This is a genomic window from Desulfonatronospira thiodismutans ASO3-1, from assembly GCF_000174435.1.
Taxonomy (GTDB): Bacteria; Desulfobacterota; Desulfovibrionia; order Desulfovibrionales; family Desulfonatronovibrionaceae; genus Desulfonatronospira; species Desulfonatronospira thiodismutans.
Genome location: NZ_ACJN02000002.1, coordinates 563,882 through 588,584, shown reverse-complemented (window position 1 = coordinate 588,584; position 24,703 = coordinate 563,882). Strand labels below are relative to the sequence as shown.

At 53.5% G+C, this 24,703-nt stretch carries 19 protein-coding genes and 1 tRNA gene; 5 read left to right on the top strand and 15 right to left on the bottom strand.

Annotation, left to right across the window (positions count from 1 at the left end):
- Positions 1-385 precede the first annotated feature (385 nt).
- Together DTHIO_RS08890 and DTHIO_RS08885 are read left to right on the top strand one after the other, a co-directional pair.
- Positions 386-1,954, top strand: coding sequence for a methyl-accepting chemotaxis protein (locus DTHIO_RS08890; RefSeq protein ID WP_008869976.1), 1,569 nt, complete (start codon positions 386-388; stop codon positions 1,952-1,954).
- A 33-nt stretch (positions 1,955-1,987) separates the two neighbouring features.
- On the top strand, positions 1,988-2,518 hold the full coding sequence (locus DTHIO_RS08885; protein WP_008869975.1) for a hypothetical protein: 531 nt from the start codon (positions 1,988-1,990) through the stop codon (positions 2,516-2,518).
- 72 nt (positions 2,519-2,590) lie between these two features.
- On the opposite strand, the gene DTHIO_RS19765 is transcribed toward DTHIO_RS08885, so the two are convergent.
- The 8 genes from DTHIO_RS19765 to DTHIO_RS08845 form a co-directional block, all read right to left on the bottom strand.
- A complete protein-coding gene (locus tag DTHIO_RS19765; RefSeq protein WP_008869974.1) occupies positions 2,591-5,011 on the bottom strand; it encodes an ATP-binding protein in 2,421 nt (806 codons plus the stop codon).
- Between the two features lie 16 nt (positions 5,012-5,027).
- Complete coding sequence (locus DTHIO_RS08875) at positions 5,028-5,801, bottom strand: tetratricopeptide repeat protein (RefSeq protein WP_008869973.1); 774 nt, start codon at positions 5,799-5,801, stop codon at positions 5,028-5,030.
- A gap of 830 nt (positions 5,802-6,631) precedes the next feature.
- On the bottom strand, positions 6,632-7,717 hold the full coding sequence (locus DTHIO_RS08870; protein ID WP_008869972.1) for an RNA ligase: 1,086 nt from the start codon (positions 7,715-7,717) through the stop codon (positions 6,632-6,634).
- Positions 7,692-8,306 (bottom strand): RNA ligase partner protein, encoded by a 615-nt coding sequence (locus DTHIO_RS08865; protein ID WP_008869971.1) that lies wholly within the window; start codon positions 8,304-8,306, stop codon positions 7,692-7,694. The genes DTHIO_RS08870 and DTHIO_RS08865 overlap by 26 nt, the downstream gene beginning before the upstream one ends.
- 289 nt (positions 8,307-8,595) lie before the next feature.
- Positions 8,596-8,681, bottom strand: a tRNA-Leu gene (locus DTHIO_RS08860).
- Between the two features lie 27 nt (positions 8,682-8,708).
- The gene (gene secG, locus DTHIO_RS08855) at positions 8,709-9,062 is read right to left on the bottom strand and encodes a preprotein translocase subunit SecG (protein WP_008869970.1); all 354 of its coding nucleotides are present in this window, start codon (positions 9,060-9,062) and stop codon (positions 8,709-8,711) included.
- 18 nt (positions 9,063-9,080) lie between these two features.
- Complete coding sequence (gene tpiA / locus DTHIO_RS08850; RefSeq protein WP_008869969.1) at positions 9,081-9,836, bottom strand: triose-phosphate isomerase; 756 nt, start codon at positions 9,834-9,836, stop codon at positions 9,081-9,083.
- A 12-nt stretch (positions 9,837-9,848) separates the two neighbouring features.
- Complete coding sequence (locus DTHIO_RS08845; protein ID WP_008869968.1) at positions 9,849-11,033, bottom strand: phosphoglycerate kinase; 1,185 nt, start codon at positions 11,031-11,033, stop codon at positions 9,849-9,851.
- Between the two features lie 785 nt (positions 11,034-11,818).
- On the opposite strand from DTHIO_RS08845, the gene DTHIO_RS19760 reads away from it, so the two are divergent.
- The gene (locus DTHIO_RS19760) at positions 11,819-13,330 is read left to right on the top strand and encodes a sensor histidine kinase (RefSeq protein ID WP_008869966.1); all 1,512 of its coding nucleotides are present in this window, start codon (positions 11,819-11,821) and stop codon (positions 13,328-13,330) included.
- A gap of 253 nt (positions 13,331-13,583) precedes the next feature.
- Here DTHIO_RS19760 and DTHIO_RS08835 read toward each other — a convergent pair whose 3' ends face one another.
- Positions 13,584-14,789 carry a class I SAM-dependent methyltransferase gene (locus tag DTHIO_RS08835; RefSeq protein ID WP_008869965.1) on the bottom strand — a complete coding sequence of 402 codons (1,206 nt, stop codon included), beginning with the start codon at positions 14,787-14,789 and terminating at the stop codon, positions 13,584-13,586.
- 186 nt (positions 14,790-14,975) lie between these two features.
- Positions 14,976-15,167 (bottom strand): hypothetical protein, encoded by a 192-nt coding sequence (locus tag DTHIO_RS21665; RefSeq protein WP_040418225.1) that lies wholly within the window; start codon positions 15,165-15,167, stop codon positions 14,976-14,978.
- On the opposite strand from DTHIO_RS21665, the gene DTHIO_RS08825 reads away from it, so the two are divergent.
- Positions 15,166-15,684, top strand: a complete 519-nt coding sequence (locus DTHIO_RS08825; RefSeq protein WP_008869964.1) for an NUDIX hydrolase — start codon at positions 15,166-15,168, stop codon at positions 15,682-15,684. The genes DTHIO_RS21665 and DTHIO_RS08825 overlap by 2 nt on opposite strands.
- A 187-nt stretch (positions 15,685-15,871) precedes the next feature.
- On the opposite strand, the gene DTHIO_RS08820 is transcribed toward DTHIO_RS08825, so the two are convergent.
- From DTHIO_RS08820 to DTHIO_RS08800, 5 genes are all read right to left on the bottom strand, one after another.
- Complete coding sequence (locus DTHIO_RS08820) at positions 15,872-16,897, bottom strand: rod shape-determining protein (protein WP_008869963.1); 1,026 nt, start codon at positions 16,895-16,897, stop codon at positions 15,872-15,874.
- A 26-nt stretch (positions 16,898-16,923) separates the two neighbouring features.
- Complete coding sequence (locus tag DTHIO_RS08815; RefSeq protein ID WP_040418392.1) at positions 16,924-17,880, bottom strand: GAF domain-containing protein; 957 nt, start codon at positions 17,878-17,880, stop codon at positions 16,924-16,926.
- A 417-nt stretch (positions 17,881-18,297) separates the two neighbouring features.
- Positions 18,298-19,587, bottom strand: a complete 1,290-nt coding sequence (gene eno / locus DTHIO_RS08810; protein WP_008869961.1) for a phosphopyruvate hydratase — start codon at positions 19,585-19,587, stop codon at positions 18,298-18,300.
- 16 nt (positions 19,588-19,603) lie between these two features.
- Positions 19,604-20,392 carry a type III pantothenate kinase gene (locus DTHIO_RS08805; protein ID WP_008869960.1) on the bottom strand — a complete coding sequence of 263 codons (789 nt, stop codon included), beginning with the start codon at positions 20,390-20,392 and terminating at the stop codon, positions 19,604-19,606.
- 157 nt (positions 20,393-20,549) lie between these two features.
- Positions 20,550-21,677 (bottom strand): (Fe-S)-binding protein, encoded by a 1,128-nt coding sequence (locus DTHIO_RS08800; protein WP_008869959.1) that lies wholly within the window; start codon positions 21,675-21,677, stop codon positions 20,550-20,552.
- 166 nt (positions 21,678-21,843) lie between these two features.
- Between DTHIO_RS08800 and ileS the strand changes: the two genes are divergently transcribed.
- Entirely contained in the window at positions 21,844-24,657 is a 2,814-nt protein-coding gene (gene ileS, locus DTHIO_RS08795) for an isoleucine--tRNA ligase (protein WP_008869958.1), read from the top strand.
- Positions 24,658-24,703: the final 46 nt, after the last annotated feature.

Below are 24,703 nucleotides of genomic sequence, written 5' to 3'. Positions count from 1 at the left end.
TAAGAGAAAAACATTTTTGTCCTGGCCGGAAGCCAGGCCAAAAGGTTATCACTCGCCTATGGCGATGGCTAATGCAATCTGCGGCTTCCGGCTTGCCCTGTGAAATTCCGAAGGACAGCGCAGCTGATTTCACCGGGGCCGCTGATTGCTTATCCTGTCAATCCTGTTAATCCTGTCTAAGTTTCTTGTTTTTTATGACGGGGTTTCAGGGGTAAGTCACTGACGCTCACATCTGTAAATTGTTCATCAGAAAAAAATAAGTGCGGGGACTGTCCCCGGGCCGATTGAGGCACCCCCTGAATGGTTACTACATTTTCTGTCAGGCGGTAAAGCCCGGCAGGAGAAAAGACGATACAGAACAAAGCTATTCAACAGGAGAGGGCATATGCAAAGATTACTTGGTTCCCTGGAAAGCTTCAGGACGGCTGTACTGGCCCTGGTGGCAGTCTATGCAGCCCTTATGGTTTTAATGGTGTATTTCAGGGCCCCGGAAGGCCTGCTCCTGGCCGCCATCTGCGCAGGAGGCGCGCTGATTATCCTGGCAGTCATCACTTTCACCAGCCTCGTCTCCCGCACCCTGCAGGACAACATCACCCAGGCCAAAAGTATAGCTTCCGGACACTACACCAGCACATTCAGACAGCTCCCGGACCAGGGTCTCATGGGCCAGTCCCAGGAGGCCCTGCGGGAAATGCTTGAGCACCTCAAATACGAACTGAGCCTCTCCCGTGGGATCATGCACAGCATGGCCACTCCCTGCGCGGTTACCGACACTGAGGAAAACTTCATCTTCGGCAACCAGAAACTGGTGGACATGCTGGAACACGAGGGCAGGCCCGAAGACTTTTACGGCCAGAACGTGGCTGTCTTTTTCTATGGTGAAAAAAGGCAGACCGTACTGGGTACAGCCATGCAGGAAAACCGCTGGATCAGCAAGGAGGTGGAATTCACCGGACGTAAAGGGGGCAAGCGCAGCATCCATATTGATGCCTCGCCCCTGTACGATATCGAGGGCAAGCTCATGGGTTCGCTTTGCATATACACTGATCTAAGCGAAATTCGGGCCTCGGAGGCGCGTATCAAGGAACAGAACCGCATAATCTCCAGCTATGCCAGTCAGGCCACCAGCATTTCCGAATCCCTGGCCTCATCCTCCAGGGACCTGGCCGCCCAGGTGGAACAGGCCAGCCGGGGGGCCGAATCCCAGACTTCCCTGGCCGGGCAGACGGCCACCTCCATGGAGGAAATGAACAGCACCGTTATGGAAGTGGCCCGAAACGCCTCTGCTGCGGCCCAGGAGGCTGATCAGGCCCGGGATATGGCCCGGGAGGGCTCAAAAGTCGTGGAAGACTCTGTGGCGGCAATAAACAAGGTGCACGGAAAATCCAGGGAACTGCAGTCCAGCATGGACAGCCTGGGCAAACAGGCACAGGAGATAGGCAACATCATGAATGTTATTGATGATATTGCGGACCAGACCAATCTTCTGGCCCTCAATGCAGCCATCGAGGCGGCCAGGGCCGGGGATGCAGGGCGAGGGTTCGCCGTAGTGGCCGATGAAGTGCGCAAACTGGCCGAAAAGACCATGAAGGCCACCAGGGAAGTGGGGCAGGCTGTTTCATCCATTCAGGAGGGGGCCAATAGCAATATACAGGGCATGGACCAGGCTTCGGCGCTTATCGATGAGGCCAACAGCCTGGCCAACCGCTCCGGGGAGGCCCTGGAGGACATTGTCAGGCGGGTCCAGAAAGCAACAGAACAGGTCCAGGCCATTGCCACCGCAACCGAAGAGCAGTCCACCGCCAGTGAAGAGGTCAACCGCAACATAGAGGAAGTAAACCGCATTTCCAGAGAAACAAGCGAGGTCATGACCCAGTCCTCCGGTTCAATTGCAGAACTCTCCCGTCAGGCCCAGGAATTAAAGGACCTGGTACAGCAGCTTAGTCAAAAGTAAAGCTGGAAAGTTAAAAAGTGACAGGGTAAATCCGTGAGCACAGATTCTCAAAAGGTCATTTACTGGCTGGACAGAAAAAGAAGCATAATTGAAGTCGGAGGGGCCTGGGACCGCTTCGCCCTGGAAAATGACGCCTCCAAGGCGTTTTCAAGGCAGGTCAAGGGAAGCTCGGTATGGAAATATATCCGGGACGACTCCACCAGGATGTGGCTGGACACCCTCCTGCAGCTGGCTGAAATCACCGGGGATGCTGTTGAGCGCCCTTACCGCTGTGACTCACCGGATACCAGAAGATACATGCAGATGAAGATAATCCCCGAAAAGCCCGGGGTGCTCAGAGTAGAACACAGGGTCGTCTCCACCGAGAAGCGAAACCGCACTGTATATTTTAAGACTTCGGATCAGATGTCCCGGAATATGGTCAGCAGGTGCAGCATCTGCGGCCGGGTAAAGAGCAAAGACCAGTGGCAGGAACCGGATCAGGGCACACAGGAAAAACCCCTGAATCTGACCGTGGTTTATACCGTATGTCCAACATGCTCCAGCAGCCTGTCATCCCGCTAAAACCTGAACTACCGGCAACACAAGAGTTGAATTACTGCTGTCGGCAGGGGTGAATGCTGGAAGTTCTCTGCATCAGCCCAAGAGCTTTTTTAGAACGTTTTCAATGTCCTGCATCTGTACCGGCTTGCCCAGGTATTCATCCATGCCGGACTCCAGAAATTTTTCCCGGTCCCCGTTTAATGTATAAGCGGTCAGGGCTATAATGGGGACTTTTGGGGCTATGCCTGAATCCTGCATGCTTCTGATTTTCCTGGTGGCCTGCACCCCGTCCATAACCGGCATATGAATGTCCATGAAAATACAGTCAAAGTGGCTGTGGGCAAAGGCTTCCACGGCCTGACTGCCGTTCTGGGCCGTCTGCACATGATGACCTGATTTTTGCAGAAGCTTCTGCATGGCGAAGCGGTTGGCCGGATCATCTTCCACCAGAAGGATCCGGAGCCCGCTTAGAGCTTTTTCACTGTCCTGACTGTCTTCCTGCCTGGAAACGTCACTGTCCTCTGCAGCTTTCAAAGGAAGGTCCACGTAGAACGTGCTGCCCTGCCCGGGCACGCTCTTAACGCTTATGTTTCCGTGCATGAGCTCCACAAGTCTCTTGACTATGGACAGTCCCAGTCCTGCACCCTGATACTTGCGTGTATAGGAGTTTTCAGCCTGGACAAATGGCTTGAAGAGCTCCTGAAGCACCTCCTGCTCCATGCCTATCCCGGTGTCCTGGACAGTTATGCGCACCTGCTGTTCAGTATCGTCCCCGGCGTACAAAGACCAGGACACCTGCACCCCGCCTTTTTCGGTGAATTTCAGGGCATTGCCCACCAGGTTGAAGAGTATCTGCTGGATCCTGGCCTCGTCTCCAACAAGCCTGGAAGGAAAACCCTCCTGGAAGATACATTCCAGGGACAGATGTTTGTTTCTGGTGGTGACGGCAAAAAGTTCGTTTACCGAACTGCAAAGCTCCAGCGGGTCGAATTCTTCCTGGTGGATGGTCATGTGCCCGGCCTCGATGCGCGAGAGGTCCAGGATGTCCGATAAAAGCCTGGTCAGCCGGTGAGAGGATTTTATGCCCAGATCCACATACTCCTTTTGTTCCATGTCCAGGCTGGTCTCTTTTAACAGCTGCAGCATACCGGCGATGCCGTTTAGAGGTGTTCTTATCTCGTGGCTCATATTGGCCAGAAACTCGGTCTTGACCCTGCTTGCCGCCTCTGCTTCCTGCCTGGCTTTGACCAGTTCCTGCTCTGTCTTTTTCCAGGCGGTAAGGTCTTCGCGGATTAAAATGCCTCCGGTGATTTTGTCACCTTCCTTTAGAGGCACACCGCGCAGGGAAACCCAGCCGCAACCGCCGCCTATGAACTCTGGAAAAAATATTTCCGGAACATCAAGGTGTTCACCATTTAGTATCTGGCTTACCTGTTCATTGATGCCAGCCTTTTCCAGGCCTGGCAGTTCCTGAATATGCATGCCCAAAAGTTTCTGTTTGTCCACCGCGTTGCCTGCAAAGTGCTGCATGTGCCACTCATTGACAAAGATAAGGCGGCCCTGGCTGTCAAACTGCATTATGGATATGGGGCACTGCTCAGCAAGCCTTTTGAAGGACTCCTGACTTCTGACAAGGTCTTCCCGGGCCTGCCTGCGGTCTTCCTCAGCACTCAGGGCGGAGGCGATAATGCCTATCACCTTTTTATCATCTTCTGTAGGAACTCTATTTTCCTGGTAGACCACGCATAATGTGCCTACAAAGTCTTCACCGCACTTCACCGGGTGCCCCAGATAGGTCTTCAGGTTGTACCGCCGGACATTGGGGTCTGTACGGGCATACTCAGTCTGGTCCAGATCGGTGACCACCATTGTCTCGTTTTGGCCCTGCTTTATGGCATCGTAGCATATGTGCCCCTGGGGATGGTCCCTGGGATCGTAGTCTTCCGGAGCCTGCCACTGCCCCATGGAACACAGAAGGCCTGATTCCAGGCGATTGTACAAGGCGCACGCAGCTCCCAGCAGGTCTCCGCAAAGAGCCGTCAGCCGCTGTACATTGGTCTCAAAGTCCTGGCCCAGACCAAGCAGGCAATGATTGATCTCTGAGAGGCGTCTGGCGTTTTTGTGGATCTCTTCTTCGTCTAACTTTTTCTGGGTAACATCCTCGACTATCCCCATGCATCCCTGGATTCTGCCGTTATCTGCAAAGATGGGAGCGAAATGCACCTTGACCGGTGTGGCCTTATCCACTGAAACCGAATGGTAAACATCTTCATAAAATCCTGCTTCTCCGGACAAAGACTTCTTGAACTCCGTTACAAGCTTTGTGTCGGGCAGGGAATGTATATTCAGGCCTATAAGGGCCTGGCGGGACGAACCTATGATCTTTACGAAATTGTCGTTGCAGTCGACAATGATGCCTTTGTCATCGGCTTGAAAAATGCCAAGGGGGGAATTCTCGAAGAGTTTGCGATAACGCTCTTCGCTGGAGCACAGGTTGTCAGCGTACTTATTCATTCCTTCAATCACTGCATCAGGCCTTGAGATGATAGGTGGGCATTTTTTTAACGATATAGGATTTGAACTCCAGTGCCTGGGACATTTGCGGATTGATTTCCAGTGCTTTCTGGACAAATTTTACCGCCATTGAAGTCTTGCCGTATTCATAATAGGTCCTGGCCATGTTGAAATAAAGATTTTCATCACGCTGGCTGTATTGCATGGCCCGGGAGTAATATTTGATGGCCTGCACAAACATCTTGTTTTTGCGAAGCTGGATGCCGAACTCGTTGAACATGTGCTTGTGCTCAGGCTCAAAGGCATTTTTAAGAGAAACCAGTCTCTTAAAGACGGTTTTGCCGTTGTCGGTCTCACCTCTTCTGAGGTAGGACAGACCAAGGCCGAATGTGGCCCGGATATTTTCCTCATCCACCCGCAGGGCCTTCTTGAATTCCATCTCGGCGCTGTAATTCTCGCTGTTGCGCAGGTGCCTCTCACCCCTGGCCACAGTCTTGGAGAGTTCACGGATAACCGGATAGACCTTGTTCATATACAGCTCCGGCTCCGGAAGGTAGTTGGTCATGAGGTTGTCCTTGCTGATGACCCTGGAGGCTCCGGTGGGCACATACTTTTCATTGAGGGTCTGGATGTTGATGTTGCCGTCTTCCCTTTCAGTGGCGTAGATGAGTATGTACTGGGTGGTTTTCTTTTTGGTATGCCCATATCCAACCGTTATTTTGGAAGTAGAGGAAAAAACCCCGTTTATCTGGGGAGACCGGACTTCTGCAGTGGACTGCTGGTGTGTCATTGGAGGAAACGCCTGGATTGTGGTGCAAAAATTAAGCTCGCCAGCGGTTTAAGCTATGATAGAAATATGGCATATTACCTGCAACCGCTGTTAAACTCAAACCTGATAAGAACAGTTGGGCTTGCATGTACAGAAAAACATTATCCTGCTGGGCAAGCCTCGCATGATATCCCCGTAAAAAATCCATTTCTGCCGCCAGCTCAGAATAGTCCGCTTAAGGATCATGGAAAAGTAAACACATAGAAACCGATTAATACTGTGGCCAAGTTTACTTTGACTACACTTGGCTCTGGACTTTTTTGCAGCAACATTCTCAGGGTATCATGGCCGGCAATTCGACCTTGATAATAACTTTAGCTGTAAACAAAAAGCATTGTCAACCATGGAGAAAAAACATACAAATCAAGGTGTTACATGGTGTGCAAGCTGCAGTCTTTTATTTGCCCTCTCTTGAGCCGGATGTCCTTTTTACTGAATCAACAAAGATTCGTCCTTTGGTAACCATTCAGGGGGTCCACGGTGGTGACTCATGGCATTAGGCCAGGGGACTGTCCCCGCTGAGTAGTGACTATGCAGCTTCACTTAATTTCGCGCCTGTACTTTTTGTATTGGTGAAGGAAAAGTGTCGCGGGGACTGTCCCACTGGCCGGTACCTGCCCCCTGAATGGTTACGTCCTTTGTATCCTGCCGGTCCGGGCTTCCGGCTTCAATCAGACGTAACAGTTCAGCCCCCTTTTTAAGGAAAGCAGGGGACAGTCCCCCAGCACTGATTTTTTAACTCTACCAACGCACAGACTAATGCCACCTTGCTTCTGTCCTCTATGAACTTATCAATCCTGGTGCAGCACACCCTTGATCATCCTCTGATAACGTTTGCCGCTTCTGGTATAAATCCTGGCAAAGCGCACCTTGAGCATTTCCCTGCCCCGGACATGCTGCCAGGATGTTTCCAGCGTCCTGATTTTGATCTGGCTTATGAGCATGCTGAGCAAGGACTGCCAGGTGTTACGGCTGGACAGATATACGGTGTATTCTTCCCTGGCACCCTGGTAATTCTCTGATACTGGAATGCCGTCCATAAATGCCCGCCCCAGCTTCCGGGAGTATTCGTCCTTATCCAGGCCGAGCTCCTGAACAAAATAAACAACCCGCATGTATCGGCTCTGAAAAAAACCCATATCCAGATCAAACCCGACCTCGAGGCCGTCCTTGATATCCTGGATATCGCATTCCGGAGTGACAAACTTCATCCGCCTGGAGGAATCGGGTGACTTGAGCACTACGCCCTCCTTGCCCCGGGAGTTGAGGTCGCGAAGAAGAGCATAAAGTTCTTCACCCTGCAACGCATTAAAGGTGCCCAGTTCTTTCACTGCCGGCAGTCCATATTCACGCAGCAGTTCTTCTTTGGTGGATACAGGCAAAAAGGTGCCGTCGGGCTTGCAGACCTCAAATACAAAGAAATGGGCTCCCGGAGACAGATCAACGCCGCGCTGGCGGTTGTAAGGGTTATCCCCTAGAACCTCCCCGCACAGATAGTGCCCGGGATAATCTCTGAAAAAACCATCCAGATCGTATTCTTCAGCCCATATACCGGCCCATTCGGTGCTGAAAGGGCAGATAAAGCCTCCCCTGGTGGCGGCCAGAAGTCGTCCTGCATGGCTGAATACACGCAGATTGTATCCGTCCAGCTTTTCTTCGGCCTTAAAGGAATCGTTTTTGAAAAGCCTTTTGATTCCGGCATGCAGGTGGTAAGTCCTTTTGATGTGCGGAAACCCTGTTATGCTTCTGCCTGGACGGCTCTGATCCTCATTATATAGATGTACCGTGCCCCGGGGGAAGGAACTGTCCTTTCTCTGCCTGGAATAAACCAGTCCGTTGTATTCATTGTGTTCAATTCCTTGATCCTGGTCGAGCAAAGTCATCCTCCTTCATGACGCCCTGACAGTAGTGGACAAAATCCAGAGCGTTGAAAACCTCCAGACCCAGATCTGAAGCCATACTGCAGATACCCTGGTCTTCGGTGAGAACCAGTCCCTGAACTTCCCTGGCCATAAGCACTACCTCCAGGTCTTCTGTACTGTCCAGAATTCCGCTGCGCAGGGCTTCACGGTAATGCTGCCGAACCCAGCGGATGTTTTCCGGGAGGTTATCCCTTTCAATGGCCTTTTCCGCTACCTGCAGGCCCTTGTTCACCCTTTGGCGCAGCTTGTGGATAAAGGCATGGAATATGGCCGCCGGGACCTGAAGATTGTACAGGTCGGGATTGCGGACAACGGCAAGAATACGCAGTCCTGTCAATTCCTTTGCCGGCACAAAGTTGGAGAGCTCTTTGAAAACCGAAGAAGGAATATAAAGCTCAAAACCGCATTCCTGGACCAGAAAACATATCTTTTTAATGGCTGAGGGCAGATCTTCTCCGAAATACTGCCTGGATTCAGGATTGGTCAGTATGCTTGTGTCCAGAACAACCCTGCTCCGGCTGGATTTTATGTCCTTTTCTGTCATGTTCTGTTTCATCCTCAAAAAATAAAATGACCATGCCGGGTGTCAAGAAGGGCTTACAAAAGGCCAGTAATCAACACCGAGGACCCCCTGAATGGTTACAATCTGCCAGGGCGGGAAAGGTCAGCATGACAGACTGCTCCAGGCTCAAAACTTCTGCACGGCTTTGATGCAGGTTTGACTAAGGCCAGAGCCGGCAGCACCCAAAAAATAAGCCCGGACAGGATGCCCGGGCTTAAGCTCTGAATTTATTGACTTTATTAATTCAGTCTGACTCGACTGGACTTGTTGATGGTGCCGAAGGGGGGATTCGAACCCCCACGGGCGGTGCCCACTACCCCCTCAAGATAGCGTGTCTACCTGTTCCACCACTTCGGCGTGTATCGATTTAAAAAGCTGCAGGGATCACTGACTGGAAACCGGGCCTGATGTCTCCCTTCCGTCTTCACTGTCCGGTCTCATGCTCTGCAGAGGAAAATCCCGGGAACTTTCCTCCTCATGTTGCTGCACAATTTCACTGGGTTGAGTCTCATGCTGCTTGGCGGTCATATATGTAAAAGTAAGGGATGTGCAAAAAAATATGATGGCCACCGCTACCGTCAGCTTGGCCAGGATTCCGCCTGCGCCGCCGCTTCCGAAGAGACTTCCGCCGCCTCCCCCGAATATGACTCCCATGCCCTGCTGCCCGGACTGCAGCAGAACCAGGACCACCAGGACCACGCAGGATATAAGATGCAGAGTTACAATCAATGTCTGCAAGGAACTACCTCCATATGCTTACGCAAGTACTATTTGCGAAAATTTATCAGCGTTTAAGCTTGCACCACCTACCAGAACCCCTTCTACATTGTCAAGGGATATTATGGAAGCGGTATTTTCCGGCTTGACGCTGCCGCCGTAGAGAATGCGGATTGCCTCCCCCTGCTTGAGAATACCTTTGAGCTTTTCCCGGACCAGGTCGTGGGCTTCCTGTATCTCCGGGGGGCCGGCGGTTTCACCGGTGCCTATGGCCCAGACAGGTTCGTAAGCCACTGCCAGGTGCTCTGCCGAAATACCCGTGGAAATATGCTTGAGCCCATGTTCCAGTTGGGCATGAAGCACCTCCTGTACCTGTCCATGCTTGCGCTCCTGCAGAGTCTCGCCTATGCACAGGATGACCTTCAGTCCCTTCTGAAGGCCGAAGGCCACTTTTGAAGCGAGGAAGTCATCTTTTTCCCCGAGTACATGCCTGCGCTCCGAGTGCCCGACAAGGGCATAGCTGCAGCCGGCATCCAGGAGCTGGTCCGGGTTTATTTCGCCGGTAAAGGCTCCCTGCTCAGCTGGATAAAAATCCTGCCCGCCCAGATAAAAGCCTTCCTGCTGCATGAGCATCTCGCTGACCCCCCGCAGAGCGGTAAATGGCGGGCAGAGCAAGACTTCCCGGTCATCGGGCAGGTCGTTTCTGACGGCTACCACCAGCTCCCTGGCGGTCTGCCTGGCTTCCTCCCAGGTTTTGAACATCTTCCAGTTGGCGGCCATGAGTTTTTTGGGCATACCTTACTCCTTCTATTTGCTGCTGCACTCTTCCAGGGCCTTGAAGCCGGGGAGAGTCTTGCCTTCGAGAAATTCCATGAAAGATCCGCCCCCGGTGGAGATAAAGCTGAATTTGTCCTGCAGCATCAGTTCGTGGATCAGGGAGTCGGTATCCCCGCCACCGACCATGGTGGTGGCCTTCAGCCCGGAGACCAGCTCCGCGATATTTCTGGAACCCTGGGAAAAGGGGCGGTTTTCAAATGCGCCCATGGGGCCGTTCCAGATAACAGTGCTGGCCTTGTGCAGGACTTCGGAGAAAAGGGTGCATGTGGCAGGTCCTATATCCAGGGCCATGAGATGCCCAGGTATTCCCTGGAAAGGGCAGACCCCCTCTGCTGATTCAGCATCAGGACCCTCACCCAGCATGAAATCCACGGGCAGGTAAAACTGCACCTTGTTCTCTATGGCTTTCTGCATGATTTCCCGGGCCTTGTCCAGGAGATCATCCTCCACTTTTGAAGTGCCCACTGAATAACCCTGAGCCTTGATAAAAGTGTTGGCCATGGCCCCGCCGATGAGCATGGTATCCACTTTGTGCATGAGGTTTTCCAGGACCCCCAGCTTGGAGGATACCTTGGCTCCCCCGGCTATAAGCACGAATGGCCTGGCCGGATCGCCAACCTTGGAAAGATATTCCCATTCTTTTTTTAGAAGCAGTCCCCCTGAGCAGGAAGGTGCGTGCCGGGTTACCCCCACCACCGAAGCATGAGCCCTGTGACTCACACCAAAGGCGTCATTGACGTAAATATCACCCATCCTGGCCAGTTCTCGGCTGAATTCATCGTCGTTTTTTTCTTCGCCGGGGTGAAAGCGCAGGTTCTCCAGCATGAGTATCTGCCCCGGTTCAAGGGAGCGCACCATTTCCAGAGCCTTTTCCCCGATGCAGTCCGGAGCCAGGGCAACGTCTCTGCCCAGGATGGCACTTAGCCTCTCTGCAGCAGGTGCCAGGGACAGCTCTGACCTGACCTGGCCCTTGGGCTTGCCCAGGTGGGAGCAGAGCACAATCCTGGCATTCTGGCGCAAAGCATATTCAATGGTGGGAATAGAAGCCTGGATCCTGGAATCGTCCTGAACCCGGCCGTCTTTTAAAGGAACATTGTAGTCCACCCGCATAAGGATTGTTTTCCCGGAAACATCCAGATCGTCAATAAATTGCATTTTCCACTCCTTGGCTTTATTCATCAACTGTCAATCTAATCAGCGTTTATTTTAAAAAAATAAAACATTCTGCCGCAGAATTCAACATGCAGAAATGACAAAAGTCTTAAAACTACAGCGCAACCTGTTTTTTTAAAATCCGGGGACTGCCCCGCATCGTAACCCTTCAGGGTAGCAGGAAGCATGCAAAGCATCCTGAGTGACAGGCAGGAAAATCTTTCCAGAACTCTTTATGCTTAAAAACCGTGTGTGCGGAGCACCCGCCTGCCCGCTAAAATTCCGCAGGACAGCAAAGCGCATTTTAGTCGGGTGTGAAGCTGAAGGCTTCCCGTGCCGGAGAAGATTTTTTTGGCACGGGCAACTTCGTTGCACATCCCAGTGAAACCAGCTACGCTGAAACTACGTTTGTTTCACGGGACAGGCGGGCGGCTTTGCCCCTCACGGTTGCGGAGTACGCATCAAGTCTATCCTCTGTGGCGATTGCAGACACCCACCCCCGAATGGTTACCCGCACCTGCCATACCCCCGGATGCAGGAATTGATTTTTTCCTTGTATTCTGGCAGACGGTCTTTTTGGCGGTTTTAAAAAGTATAAATAAAAGCTGGAGTCAGGCAGGTTCAAAGACCTGCATCAGCTCATGAGCGCTCAACTCCACCAGTCTGTACCCGGGTTTAAAATCAGGGCAGGCGTGCCCGGAAAAAACGGCAACGCCCCTGCAGGCTGATATGTAAACGAATTATCCAGACCATGGCTTGAGCATGGCTGGGCAGTTCTCGGAGAAAAAATGCACCAGCACAACCCCGGTTCCCTGAGCCAGGATCAGCAGGATCTGATCAGGTTTTACCAGGACACCATTGAACAGGCTCCCATAGGAATTTTCACCGTCACTCCTGATGGACGCTATCTTACAGCCAATACCACCCTGGCCAGGATGCACGGCTTCAACACCTCTGAAGAGCTCATCACTGAGGTAAATGATATCGCCTCCCAAGTTTACGTCTATCCTGAAGAAAGGGAAGAATTCAAGCGGGTCCTGGAGAGCCGCGGAGAGGTCAAAAATTACGAGTCCCTTTTCAGACGCCCTGATGGCAGCATGTTCTGGGTATCCAGGAATGTGCGCGCAGTCAGGGATGAAAAGGGTGATGTCATCTATTATCAGGGCTTTGTCACGGACATTACCGCTAAAAAAGATGCTGAGGTCAGGCTACAGGAAAGGGTCAAGGAGCAGCAGTGTCTTTATCAAATTTCCAGTGCCTTTAAAAAGGATACCACCCTGGATACGTTCCTGCAGCAGGCAGTGGAAGCCATACCCCCGGGATGGCAGTACCCCGAAGACACTGCCGCCCGCATAACTTTCGGGGGGAAAGTATTTTCTACTCCAGGCTTCCAGGAAACCCCGTGGCAGATGAGCGTTGAATTCACCACTGGGGCTCAGACCCTGGGGGATATAACCGTGGCCTACCTGCAGGAAAAACCCCGCGCTGACCACGGACCTTTTCTCCAGGAAGAGTGGAGGCTTTTGCATGCAATAGCCAGGCACCTGGGGGGAATAACTGGCAGAGTGCTGGCTGAGCAGGAAATAAACCGTAAAAATGAACAATTGCAGCAGTTGCTGGATGAAAAGGACAGGTTCTTTTCCATAATTGCCCATGACCTAAGGTCTCCTCTCACAGGAGTTATGGGGTTTACCCGCATGCTGGCTGAAGAAGTGGATCAGTTCTCCCAGCAGGATCTAAGGGAAGTGGCTGAAGAGATGCACAAGGCCACAGAAAATCTGCAGGACCTTCTGGAAAACCTGCTGCAATGGGCCAGCATACAGAAAGGGGCCATTGAATGTGAACCTGAAGATGTCTCCCTTGCCGGTGCAGCGGATAAAAGCATACGCATGGTCAAGACACCCGCCGGGAACAAGGATATCAGCATTGAGTCCGAAGTTGATTCCGGTTTGATGGTTTACGCAGACAGGCGTATGCTGGACACGGTAATTAGAAACCTTCTGTCCAATGCAGTCAAATTCACCCCTGCCGGGGGACGAATCAGGATCTCGGCAGAAATAGAAAACTCCGAGTGCAGTGTACACGTAGAAGACACCGGCACTGGAATGGACGAACAGACCCTGTCCGGGCTGTTTGTCCTGGACAGAACCACTTCCAGAAAAGGCACCGGGGGAGAAAAGGGAACCGGCCTGGGACTTTTGCTCTGTAAGGAATTTGTTGAAATGCAGGGCGGAAAAATCCGGGTAAACAGTACACCCGGTAAGGGCAGCACCTTTAGCTTTACAGTGCCCCTGGCTTGACCCTGATAAAAGACCAGCTGTTTTTCTGCATATCAACCATGAAGAGCATCCCGATGAAATCCAGCTGAGCTGGACCCAGCACTCACTTTCCCATTATTTTGCTTATGCTGAGACCAAAATCTTTAAAGTGAGTGCTGGGTATTTCATGGGACAGGTGAAGGGCATGTAGTTCAAGACCCGAAGGTTTTTTCCCTGAGATCTTCATGCCCTTCTTGGTGCAACCTTTCAACCTGGGTTGCGGACATGGCCCGCCTTAGATCTTTCGTCCCTTGACCACATAAACCGGGTCGCTGACCCAGGTCTGCCCGGTGTGGGGGTCATCCTCCGGACGCCACCAGTTGCGGATACTTATGCTTTCCAGGTCCTTGAAACTATTGGTCTGCAGCAAAAGATCCAGGACGAATCCGCTTCTTTCAAATTCGTGCAGTTCCTGCCACAGGCGGACAACCTTGGGAGGAAACCATCGGTTGGAAAAGCCCGCCATGAATATCCCCCCGGACCTCAAGACCCTGGCCACCTCCCGGGCAACGGCCCAGGGACTGGTCAGATACTCCACGGACAGGCTGCACAGGACAGCATCATACGATTCATCGTTAAATGGTAGTTCCTGGTACCGGTTCAGGTCGTGAACCACGTGAGAATCCAGAACCGGGTTGGCCTGCATTTCCTCCGGATTCAGGCCCAGGCCGGTCACCTGGAGCTGCATGTCCTGCGGCACGTGGGAGGTTACACTGCTCATGAGATCCAGGACCTTCATATCCGGCTCAAGTTCCCGGGCATACTCTCCGGCCAGAAAACCACGGGCCCGGGCATCTATATGGTCAATAAAGCGCGGGGAAGAATAAAACCGGGCATCGTCCATGGAGTCGTTTCTCTCAAATCCATGGGCATGGGCGAATTGCGTGGGGGCATTCCCCGTCCTGGCCTGCATTCCAGGGCCGCTGCCCAGGATTTCTTCCATCCAGTGATTCATCCTCCCCCCGATCTCGCATTCCTTGGTGGCCAGGTCTTCCAGCCTGGCCCTTACTTCCACATTGTAGTCGCTTAAGGGATGTGCGCAGTCAACTCTTAATTCTTTTTCGTCCAGGGCAGTTATGCGGCAGGGCCGCATATCCGTACTGAAAAAACCAGCTCCGGCAAGCATACCCCTGGGGTAAAACCGGCCCCTGGCCGGCTCTACATACCGGCCAAGGAACTCGCGGCGCATAAAATTCTGCGGCCTGGTGGACAGAATATCCTGTCCGGAGCGGGCGGGCACAGCCTCTCCAGGCCGGCACGAAACAACCGCCTCGCCCCCCGCTGGCTGCCCCATGAGAGCCTCTTTCAAGTCTGCCGGGAAAATATCGCGCCACATGTTAGCCTTCCTGGCCATGAAATGCTCACGATGCACGGCCTCGGGGCTGCTCCACCTGATTTCAAAGTTGATTGCCGCCAGACAGTCCATATCCAGTCTTTTCATTCTCTCCTTCTTTGCTCACCCTGAATTGGGTTCAGAGGTTAAACATTTTGCTACCTGCAAACCATTTCACTATTGATAATTAATACAATCAGCACCTGCGTCAATATCACTTTCAAAAAGATAATGGATCATCCCGGATCAGCATCCTTCTGAACCGGGCCAAAAACCTCAATGCACCTGTTGTCTTTAGTTTTGACCAATAGCTGCCTGCACAAAAAAACACCCGAGCTCCTCACTGTCCTCTGTCATCTCCAGGAAGGCTGCGGTCAAAAGCCGGGTGACAGTTGTGCACGACAGGTGTACTATCAGGTATAGCTCTTCCTGAAAAGGGATGGATCCTGTGGTCTGATGCAAACAGAAAACAGAAAGGACCAGCATGCTTTCTACGACAACAAGCCGGAATATTCTGGAAGTGGTGGATGGAAAAAATCGCCCCCTGGGTGTTTTCCCGGAAAGCCAGGTGCACTTTCACGGTCTGCACCACCGGTCCGTAGCCGTGGCCCTCTATGACCGGCAAGGCCTGATATACCTTCAAAAACGAACTGAGTCCGAACCACCCTACTGTGGCAGGTGGGATCTGCCGGCCTCAGGGCATGTACTGGCAGGGGAAGCGGTGCAGGAAGCAGCCAGCAGGGAACTAAGGGAGAGAACCGGTCTCAGGCTGGCTGGCTTCAGGCTGGTATCCCTTGTAGACGGCCGCAGGGAAACAAACTACGAGTTTGTATATGTCTTCAACGCTGGAAGGATCCGTAAGTTAAGGGTCTTAAGCCTTAAAAAAAACCGGGATGGCCTGCTCCTGGACTCCCGGGAGCTTTCCATGCTTATCCAGGAGAACCCGGAGACCGTGACCCCCTGGCTGGTCTACCTCTGGAGACTTGGACTTTTTTTCAGGTAAGCTCTGAATACATCACGACAAACAGGTTAACACTACAGCGAAACTTATTTATTGACCTCCGGGGACTATCCCGCACCTACTTGGGAATGATTTCATGAAATCACTAAATCTTGTTGAGAAATCAAGTAGGTGCGGGACTGTCCCCAGTTTAGACAGGTTGAAAAATTTTATAAGTTTCGCTGTAGTGCTAATTAATAAAAACGTAAGAATACTTTTTTTCCTGGGTCAGGGCCTTTCCCGTGCCCCTGAGTACAGTGGTCAGGGGCTCCTCGTCCACCTGCACCCTTACCTGGACCTCTTTGCTTATGAGCTGGTCCAGCCCCTTGAGCAGGGCGCCGCCTCCAGCCAGAAGAATGCCATTGTCAGCAATATCGGAAACCAGTTCCGGCGGAGTCTTCTCCATGGCCTGATGCACGGCGTGGACAATGGCCCGCACAGGCTCCTGTATAGCCTCGCGTACCTGTGCGTCGTTTATCTCCACTGCAGCCGGGTTGCCGTCCACGATTCTCTTGCCCTGCACCCTGAAGGTCATGGGTTCCGGCGGGGGATAAGCCGTGCCTATGTTCATTTTGATATTTTCCGCCATGTTCTCCCCCACCAGGAGCTGAAACTCTTCCTGGATAAAACGCTGAATGGCCTCGTTCATCTCGTCTCCGGCCACCCGGACAGACTCGGAATAAGCCACTGCAGACAGGGAAATCACTGCCACTTCTGTGGTCCCGCCTCCTATGTCCACAACCAGGTTGCCCAGGGGCTCCTCGATGCTCATGCCTGCTCCGATGGCCGCCGCCATGGGCTCTTCCACCAACCTCACCTCCCGGGCCCCGGACTGCAGCCCGGACTCGATGACCGCCCTTTTCTCCACCTGAGTTATACCGGTGGGAACGCAGATGACCATTTTGGGTTTGACCAGGTTGAACCCGTGGATAACCTTCTTGATGAAAAAGGAGATCATGGCATTGGTGACTTCGAAATCAGCGATGACCCCGTCCTTCATGGGTCTTATAGCCACTATTCTCTGGGGAGTGCGTCCCAGAAACTCCTTGGCTTCGCGACCTACGGCAAGCACTTTGCCGTCCCTGGAATCCAGGGCCACCACAGAAGGTTCATTGAGGACAATACCGTCCCTGGGTGTATACATCAAAGTATTGGCTGTACCCAGGTCCATGGCCAGGCTCTTGCCGAAGAGGGAAAACAGCTTGGAAATAAACATCAACAGGCCTCACTAAGGATTAATGTTCAGCTTATGCGGCTTTTGAGATACAGGTTTTCCAGGAACAGACCCAGGTAATCGCCAACCATGTATACAAATCCCTTTAGCTCTTCATCTATGGGCAGGGCCCCGGTATCAGCCAGTACCAGAAGTCCCCTGGTCTTTCTGTGCACCACCAGGGGCAGGCAGATAACCGACTTGAACTGCTTGGCAGGGACTTCCTTGCCGAAAAGAGGCAGGCCCGCCGGTCCTTCATGCAGGCCGGAAAAAACCGGTGAACCGTGCTTAAAGGCCCACCCCAGCAGCCCGGAATCGATATTGAACTTGTGTTCCTTCAGGTTGACCCTGGGCAGTATCTCCTGCTGCAGGCCCTCAATGAAGTAGCCTTCCCCCCGTTCATCCCTGGCCGCCATGAAACAGTGGGAAAAACCGGTGGATTGACTGAGCAGTTCCAGGAGCTGCTGCAGAAAGGATCTCCACTTAGGCACCCTTTGCCTCAGTTCCTGGATAAGGGCCAGGTATCTGTAATATTCCCGGCTCTTAAGGCTGTGATCCGCCTGCATCAAGCCCTGGCGGATATCCTGGACAAGCTGGGCGAACTGATAAAGGATTTTTTGATCCTTGTCACTGAAAGAATAGGTTTTTTTGCTGTCCACGCAGAGCACTCCCGCCTCCTGGGGCAGGGGACAACCCATGAATGCCTTGATCTTGGACTCGCTCTCCCTCGGGTAATAACCAAGACAGCCCTCGTCCCGGTCGAAGTTGTTTATCAGCAGGGGCTTGTCGTTTTTGGCGATCCACCCCACCAGGCCGGTCCCTGTTTTGATCTCGTACCCGGTACTTATGGAATCGCCCAGGCTGAAGCTTGCAGCTATCCGGCAAATATCCCGGCCCGGATCACGCAGAAAAAGGACAGTGGAATAGCCGTCAAAAACACTGCATACCAGTCCCAGTATCCTGCTTAGCCATTTATCATTGTTCATCGGGGGATATTTTCCATTTTGAGCTTTGCATTCAGGCATAAACACGCCTTTTTCTCTTTTGACAGGCAGTGCAAGGGGAAAAAGGCAGAAAGAGCAAGCGCAGCGCTATTTAGAAAAGCTGTGAGGCCCAGGCAGTTGTTGTCTGGTGTTGAGGTCCATTATACTCAGTACCTTTCAGGAAAGCCTGTCTTTATGCGGCACCATGCGGCATGCACCACGCTGAAATAATGCGCCTGGTTCTGTAGAGAAGGCCCATGGGTTCTGCATCCGGAAAGAACAGTCTTGCGGATGCAGGGTGGCAGCTGCAAAGAGACGTAAACAAGCACCAGGCCTTAATGCCTGAATTTCAGTACTGTCTGCTTGCAGCCTGCCACTCTAAACGCCACTCGTGCCGCACGCCCGCAAGTCACTGTCTGGTTATTCCTTGCCGAACCACTGCAGGGCGATGGCCGGGCCGAAGTAAATGGCCTGCTCTTCCAGTTCCTCCTCGATGCGCAGTAGCTGGTTGTACTTGGCCAGGCGGTCGCTTCTGCTGGCGGAGCCGGTTTTGATCTGACCGGCGTTCACTGCAACCGCCAAATCGGCAATGAAAGAATCCTCTGTCTCCCCGGAGCGGTGGGAAATGACCGTGGAATAGGCGGATGACTTGGCCATCTCTATGGTGTCCATGGTTTCGGTCAGTGTCCCTATCTGGTTGAGCTTGATGAGAATGGAGTTGCCCACCCCGGTGGTGATGCCTTCGGCCAGAATGGAGGGGTTGGTGACAAAGATGTCGTCTCCTACTATCTGCAGGGTGTCCTCGGCCATGGAGGTGAACTTGCGCCAGCCTTCCCAGTCGCTTTCAGCCAGCCCGTCTTCTATGCTTATAAGGGGGAACTTCTTGGCCAGCTCCTGATAGTAATCGATTATTTCATCCGAGGTGAGAATTTTGTTTTCCCCGGTGAGATGATATTTGCCGTCCCGGTAGAATTCCGAGGCTGCAGCGTCTATGGCCAGCGCGATTTCCGATCCAGGCTGATATCCGGCTTCCTCAATGGCCTTTATTATGTATTCAAAGGCCTGGGCATTGCTTTTGAAATTGGGGGCGAAACCTCCCTCATCCCCCACTGTGGTGGATAAGCCATCCCTGGATAGAAGCTTTTTCAGGGTATGAAAGGTCTCGGCACCCATGCGCAGGGCATCGGAGAATGTGCTGGCACCCAGGGGCATGACCATGAACTCCTGAATGTCCAGATTGTTGGCTGCGTGGGCACCGCCGTTTATAATGTTCATCTGGGGCACCGGGAGGACCTTGGAATTGATCCCGCCGATATACTGATACAGGGGCAGGCCTGTGTAGGTGGCCGCGGCCCGGGCAACGGCCATGGAGACCCCCAGGATGGCGTTGGCCCCAAGCTTGGACTTGTTTTCAGAGCCGTCCAGGTCGATCATGAACTCATCGATCTCCACCTGGCGCAGGGCATCCATGCCAATGAGATCGCCGGCAATGTCCTCGGTTACGTGTTTTACGGCCAGGGATACGCCCTTGCCCCCATAGGCCTTTTCGCCGTCTCTTAGTTCCAGGGCTTCGCGGGAGCCGGTGGAAGCACCCGAGGGAACTGCCGCCCGTCCGATGATGCCGGATTCCAGAACCACCTCAACTTCTATGGTGGGGTTGCCCCTTGAATCAAGTATCTGCCTGGCCAGGATATCAGAAATTACGCTCATGTCTTTACTCCTTGGGTTATAAAATTTTACTGTCTATTGCTGTAAACATCAGTCCCTGAAGCAACAGGGCCGGATGTATTTTGTCCACGCTTGTGCAAAAAGGGGTCACGGCGGCTGCTCCTCCGCCTGTGGCCACTGCCATGGTATCTGCGGGCATGAGCTCTTTGAGTCCTGAGATGAGCCCGTCGGTCATGGCGGCTAAACCGAAAACCGTCCCCTGGGCCAGCCCCCGGGTGGTGCTTCGGCATATTTCCAGGGTATCTCCGGCCTCTTCCGTGGAGAACCAGGGCAGCCTGGCCGTTAGTGTGCTGAGGGACTGCACCGAAGAAAAAATACCGGGACAGATAAGTCCTCCACTATAGTCTTTTTTTATGATGCAGTCAAAAGTTGTGGCGGTTCCGAAATCCACCACGATTATCCCTTCACCCGGATATATCCTGCGGGCGGCAAAAGCGCTCACTAAGCGGTCCGCGCCCAGTTCTCCCGGGTTTTGGTAGCGGTTGTTTATGTCCGGATGCAGGTCTCCGGGTACCTGGTACACCTCTGAGCTGCAGATTTTTTTTCCTGCGCGCTTTATTACCGGATTCAGGCGCGGCACTACAGATGCTGCAAGCCAGGCATGAATATCCTGAGGTTTTACCTGCTCCTGCTCAAAAAAGGCAAGGATTTTCAGTCCCAGAGAGTCCGAGGTCTCCCGTATGTCTGTGGGCAGCTCAAAAGAGGGCCCAAGGCCTTTTTTTCCGGCCAGGGCCAGTTTGATGCTGGAATTGCCCGCATCCACCAGCAGGCACTTGTATAAGGACAAGACCCAGTTTCCTCCGGGGTTGAAGTTTGTAGAAAAAAGCCGGTCCGTTTAAAGCCGGAACAGGGGATCAGGCCGGCCCAAGTGGACCAGTGCTGCAGCAAAAGTATATTTAGGCTGAATATAAACTGACCGGGATTTAGTCAAATGCTTTAGTGGCTCACTTCTGGAAAAGATCCAGCCAGTGGGCCGTTTTCGTCCCCCGGGGAGCGGTGGAGGCCAGCTGCATCATGCAGCCCGCGCATTCGGTAAGACACAGGTCTGATGCCTGGGGGGACAGATGCTCCCACAGGTCATGGGCCACCTGCAGGCTAAGCCTGGGCGACTGCAGGCGAAAGGCTCCACCCAGGCCGCAGCACTGCCCAGCCGGGACTTTTAGTCCATGATTTTCTGCCCCGAGGATTTCCTGCAGGGCCGGGGCTGTTGCCTGTGCACCGTGGCAGGGCTCGTGCCAGATAAATTGCTGCGGGCCTGCATGGGACAAAGGCTCGATGCTTAAATCCGGCAGAATGCTGGACAGGGAAAATGTGTGCCGGGCAAGCATGCGCATGGCAGCAGAAAGCTGTTCAGGGGAATCGTCTGAGGTCAGTCCGGCCCGGCAGGTGGCGCAGAAGGTGTACACCCGGGGCCTGCCCAGCTCCTGCCACATTTTTATGTTGGCCTGCATGCAGGCCTGCTTTTCCTGGAGAAATCCCGCCTGACCCAAAGGGAAGCCGCAGCATTTCCAGGCCGGGGTGGGCAGAATTTCCATGCCGGTGCTGCCGAGGATATGGACGGCCTTTTCTGTCAGATTCCGGCGCAGGTAACGTCCAAAGCATCCAGGAAAAATCACGGCCCGGCCCGAGTGCTTCCTGGAGACCCTGGTCTTGAAAAGCGGGGTTATGGAACTGCGGGGCGGGCTGAAAACCTTGGCGCTGCCGCCTTGGGGAAGCAGACGTCCACCAAGGTTTATCAGGGGCAGAAAAAAAGCACCGTTGGTAAGCATCCGGGAGAAAAGCCAGTTTTTCCAGCCCGGGTGCCTGCTCTTGAGACTGGAGATGAGCCGGGGCAGGTCAATGCCCTGGGGGCAGACCGTGGTGCACCTGTTGCAGCCGGCGCAAAGTCCGGCCAGCTTTGATGCCTCTTTCAGGCTGATATCCTTGGAGGAAAAGTGCTGCACCAGGAAGGCCTTGCCCCTGGGGCTCATTTCCTCGTGGGCAGTGACCTTGAAAAGGGGGCAGACTTCCAGGCACCTGCCGCAAAGAATACAGGACGGGTGGTCTTTTTCCGGGCTTACTGGTATGTTCATAGTATGTGCAGGACCATATATAAAATCTTGACTTCAGCCCTGCAATGGTACAAAATTTTCGTTTATTTATCCTGAGATCAGGGTTATTTAAAAAATGTCCTTTTCATGCTGTATCAAATCTAATCCAACTGATACCTGGAAGCAAATAAAAAATAAAGGCAGACCCATGACCAACTACAAAAAGACTTTGAACCTCCCCCAGACAACTTTTCCCATGCGGGCCAACCTGACCCAGAATGAGCCCGGAACCCTGAAGTTCTGGGAAGAAACAGACGCTTACAAACAGATGATCCAAGCGGGTGGGGAAGCACCCCGTTATGTCCTGCACGACGGTCCCCCATACGCCAACGGCAATATCCACATGGGCACGGCCATGAACAAAATCCTCAAGGATATAATCGTCAAATCCAAAAACTTTAACGGTTACCTGGCCGAATACGTCCCGGGATGGGACTGTCACGGCCTGCCCATAGAACACAAGGTGGACCAGCAGCTCCGGGCCAAGGGCAAGGAAGTCCCGCCCCTGACGGTGCGCCGGCTGTGCCGCGAATATGCAACAAAGTACCTGGGGATTCAGCGCAAGGAATTCAAACGCCTGGGTGTCTTGGGAGTCTGGGATGATCCCTACCAGACCATGCATCCCCAATACGAGGCAGCCACAGCCAGGGAGCTTGGGCGTTTCATCCAGAACGGCCAGGTCATACGCGGCAAGAAGCCCATTTACTGGTGCATTGACTGCCGCACCGCACTGGCCGAGGCCGAGGTGGAATACGACCAGCATACCTCCCCCTCCATCTATGTGGCCTTTCCGGTAAAGGACACAGGCCTGCAGAAGATTTTTCCCCAGGTTGATCCGGATAAGACATACGCCCTCATCTGGACCACCACCCCCTGGACCCTGCCCGGCAACAAGGCCATAGCCGCCCATCCGGACCTGGAGTACTCCCTGGTGCAGGTGGACGGGGCATTTTATATCCTGGCCGGCGAACTGGTGGAAACCGCGGCCGGCATTTTCGGGTGGCAGGATTATACCGACATGGGCCGGGTCAGGGGAAGCGAGCTGGAGGGCCTGCAGGCCCGGCATCCTTTCCTGGAGCGCAGTTCTCCCTTTGTCCTGGCCGGGTACGTAAGCCTGGAAAGCGGTACAGGGCTTGTACACACTGCTCCAGGGCACGGGCGCGAGGACTATGAAACAGGCCTTAAATACGGCCTGGAAGTGCTGTCCCCCCTGGATGACCATGGCCGTTTCGATGATTCCGTGCCCTTTCTTGCCGGCAAAAATGTTCATGAAGCCAATCCACTGGTTGTGTCCAGGCTTGAGGAACAGGGACTTCTTCCGGCACAAAAAAAGATGACCCATTCCTACCCCCACTGCTGGCGCTGCAAGCAGCCGGTAATTTTCCGGGCCACCACCCAGTGGTTTATCACCATGGAGGCCAATTCTCTGCGGCACAAGGCCCTGGAAGCCATCAAGGAGCAGGTGCAGTGGATTCCGGCCTGGGGACGGGAAAGAATCTACTCCATGATTGAGCACCGCCCGGACTGGTGCATCTCCAGGCAGAGGAACTGGGGGGTGCCCATTGTGGCCCTGATCTGCGGCAAATGCGATCATGCCTATACAGACCCGGAGTGGTTCTTTTCCATAGTGGAGCGCTTTGAAAAGCATGAGCGGGGCTGCGATTACTGGTTCGAGGCGGAACTGGAGGAAGTGGTTCCCCAGGGGCTCAGCTGCCCTGAATGCGGCTCGCAGGAGTGGCAGAAAGAGGATGATATCCTGGATGTGTGGTTTGATTCCGGGACCAGCTTTGCTGCAGTACTGGAAAAGCGCCCGGAATGCTCTTTTCCTGCGGATATGTATCTGGAGGGAACGGATCAGCACCGGGGATGGTTTCACAGTTCACTGCTGGCCTCCATGGGAACCAGGGGCAGTCCTCCGTATAAAACTGTTCTCACCCACGGTTACGTGGTGGACGGGGAAGGGCGCAAGATGTCCAAGTCCATCGGCAACGTCATCGCCCCCCAGGAGATTATCGACAAGTACGGGGCCGAGATCCTGCGTATCTGGGTATCGGCCGTGGACTACCAGGAAGACGTGCGCATTTCCCAGGAGATCCTCACCCGGCTGGTGGATGCCTACCGCAGAATCAGAAACACCTGCCGCTATGTACTGAGCAATCTGTATGATTTTGACCCTCAAAAGGACATGGTGGATTTCGGGCGGATGCATCCCCTGGATCGCTATACCCTGCACCTGGTCATGGAAAAGGACCAGGCCATGCACAGGGCTTATGAGCGCTTTGAGTTTCACAAGGTTTATCACAACCTGCACAACCTTTGTGTGCTGGAGCTGTCGTCATTTTACCTGGATATCATCAAAGACAGGCTGTACGTCCCCGCACCGGAAAGCCTGGAGAGAAAATCGGCCCAGAGTGTTCTGTATCACGTACTGCAGGTGCTTCTTAAAAACATGCTGCCCATACTCAGCTTTACCGCTGAAGAGATATACCGCCACCTGCCGGAAAAGCTGCAGGGAGATTCGGATACAGTGTTCGGCTGGAGGCCCGCCCTTGATGGTGTGGGCCCCATTGAGCCGGAGGAAAAGGAACTCTGGGACATGGTGGGCCGCGTACGCCAGGAAGTGACCAGGGCCATAGAGCCTTTAAGGAAATCCAAGGAACTGGGGCATTCCCTGGACAGTCACGTGATACTCTACCTGGAAAAAGACAAGCTCAAACTACTTGGGCAGGTGCAGGAGCATTTAAGGGATGTGTTCATAGTGTCCAAGGCCGGGATCAGGCCTCTGGAAGAGGCCGGCCAGGACAGTATTGCCGCCCAGGAAGAGGAAGGCCTGCGCATAGAGGTCCGCAGAGCCCCGGGCAACAAATGTCCCCGCTGCTGGGTCTACAGCGAGGATCTGGGACCGGATGCGGATGCTGATGCAGTGTGCCCCAGGTGCAGCCAGGTAGTGGGCGGTGAATAATTGAGCTCAGACAGGCGCTCGACCCTTTCGGCCCTAAGGCACAGGG

Coding starts and splice junctions, on each gene's coding strand:
- DTHIO_RS08820 (WP_008869963.1), bottom strand. CDS start 16,897: ATGTTTATTTCCAAGCTGTTTTCCCTCTTCGGCAAGAGCCTGGCCATG.
- DTHIO_RS08800 (WP_008869959.1), bottom strand. CDS start 21,677: ATGAACATACCAGTAAGCCCGGAAAAAGACCACCCGTCCTGTATTCTT.
- DTHIO_RS08845 (WP_008869968.1), bottom strand. CDS start 11,033: ATGCAATTTATTGACGATCTGGATGTTTCCGGGAAAACAATCCTTATG.
- DTHIO_RS08815 (WP_040418392.1), bottom strand. CDS start 17,880: ATGAACAATGATAAATGGCTAAGCAGGATACTGGGACTGGTATGCAGT.
- DTHIO_RS19760 (WP_008869966.1), top strand. CDS start 11,819: ATGCACCAGCACAACCCCGGTTCCCTGAGCCAGGATCAGCAGGATCTG.
- DTHIO_RS08875 (WP_008869973.1), bottom strand. CDS start 5,801: ATGACACACCAGCAGTCCACTGCAGAAGTCCGGTCTCCCCAGATAAAC.
- DTHIO_RS08835 (WP_008869965.1), bottom strand. CDS start 14,789: ATGAAAAGACTGGATATGGACTGTCTGGCGGCAATCAACTTTGAAATC.
- DTHIO_RS08825 (WP_008869964.1), top strand. CDS start 15,166: ATGCTTTCTACGACAACAAGCCGGAATATTCTGGAAGTGGTGGATGGA.
- DTHIO_RS21665 (WP_040418225.1), bottom strand. CDS start 15,167: ATGCTGGTCCTTTCTGTTTTCTGTTTGCATCAGACCACAGGATCCATC.
- DTHIO_RS08865 (WP_008869971.1), bottom strand. CDS start 8,306: ATGACAGAAAAGGACATAAAATCCAGCCGGAGCAGGGTTGTTCTGGAC.
- DTHIO_RS19765 (WP_008869974.1), bottom strand. CDS start 5,011: ATGAATAAGTACGCTGACAACCTGTGCTCCAGCGAAGAGCGTTATCGC.
- tpiA (WP_008869969.1), bottom strand. CDS start 9,836: ATGCCCAAAAAACTCATGGCCGCCAACTGGAAGATGTTCAAAACCTGG.
- eno (WP_008869961.1), bottom strand. CDS start 19,587: ATGAGCGTAATTTCTGATATCCTGGCCAGGCAGATACTTGATTCAAGG.
- DTHIO_RS08890 (WP_008869976.1), top strand. CDS start 386: ATGCAAAGATTACTTGGTTCCCTGGAAAGCTTCAGGACGGCTGTACTG.
- ileS (WP_008869958.1), top strand. CDS start 21,844: ATGACCAACTACAAAAAGACTTTGAACCTCCCCCAGACAACTTTTCCC.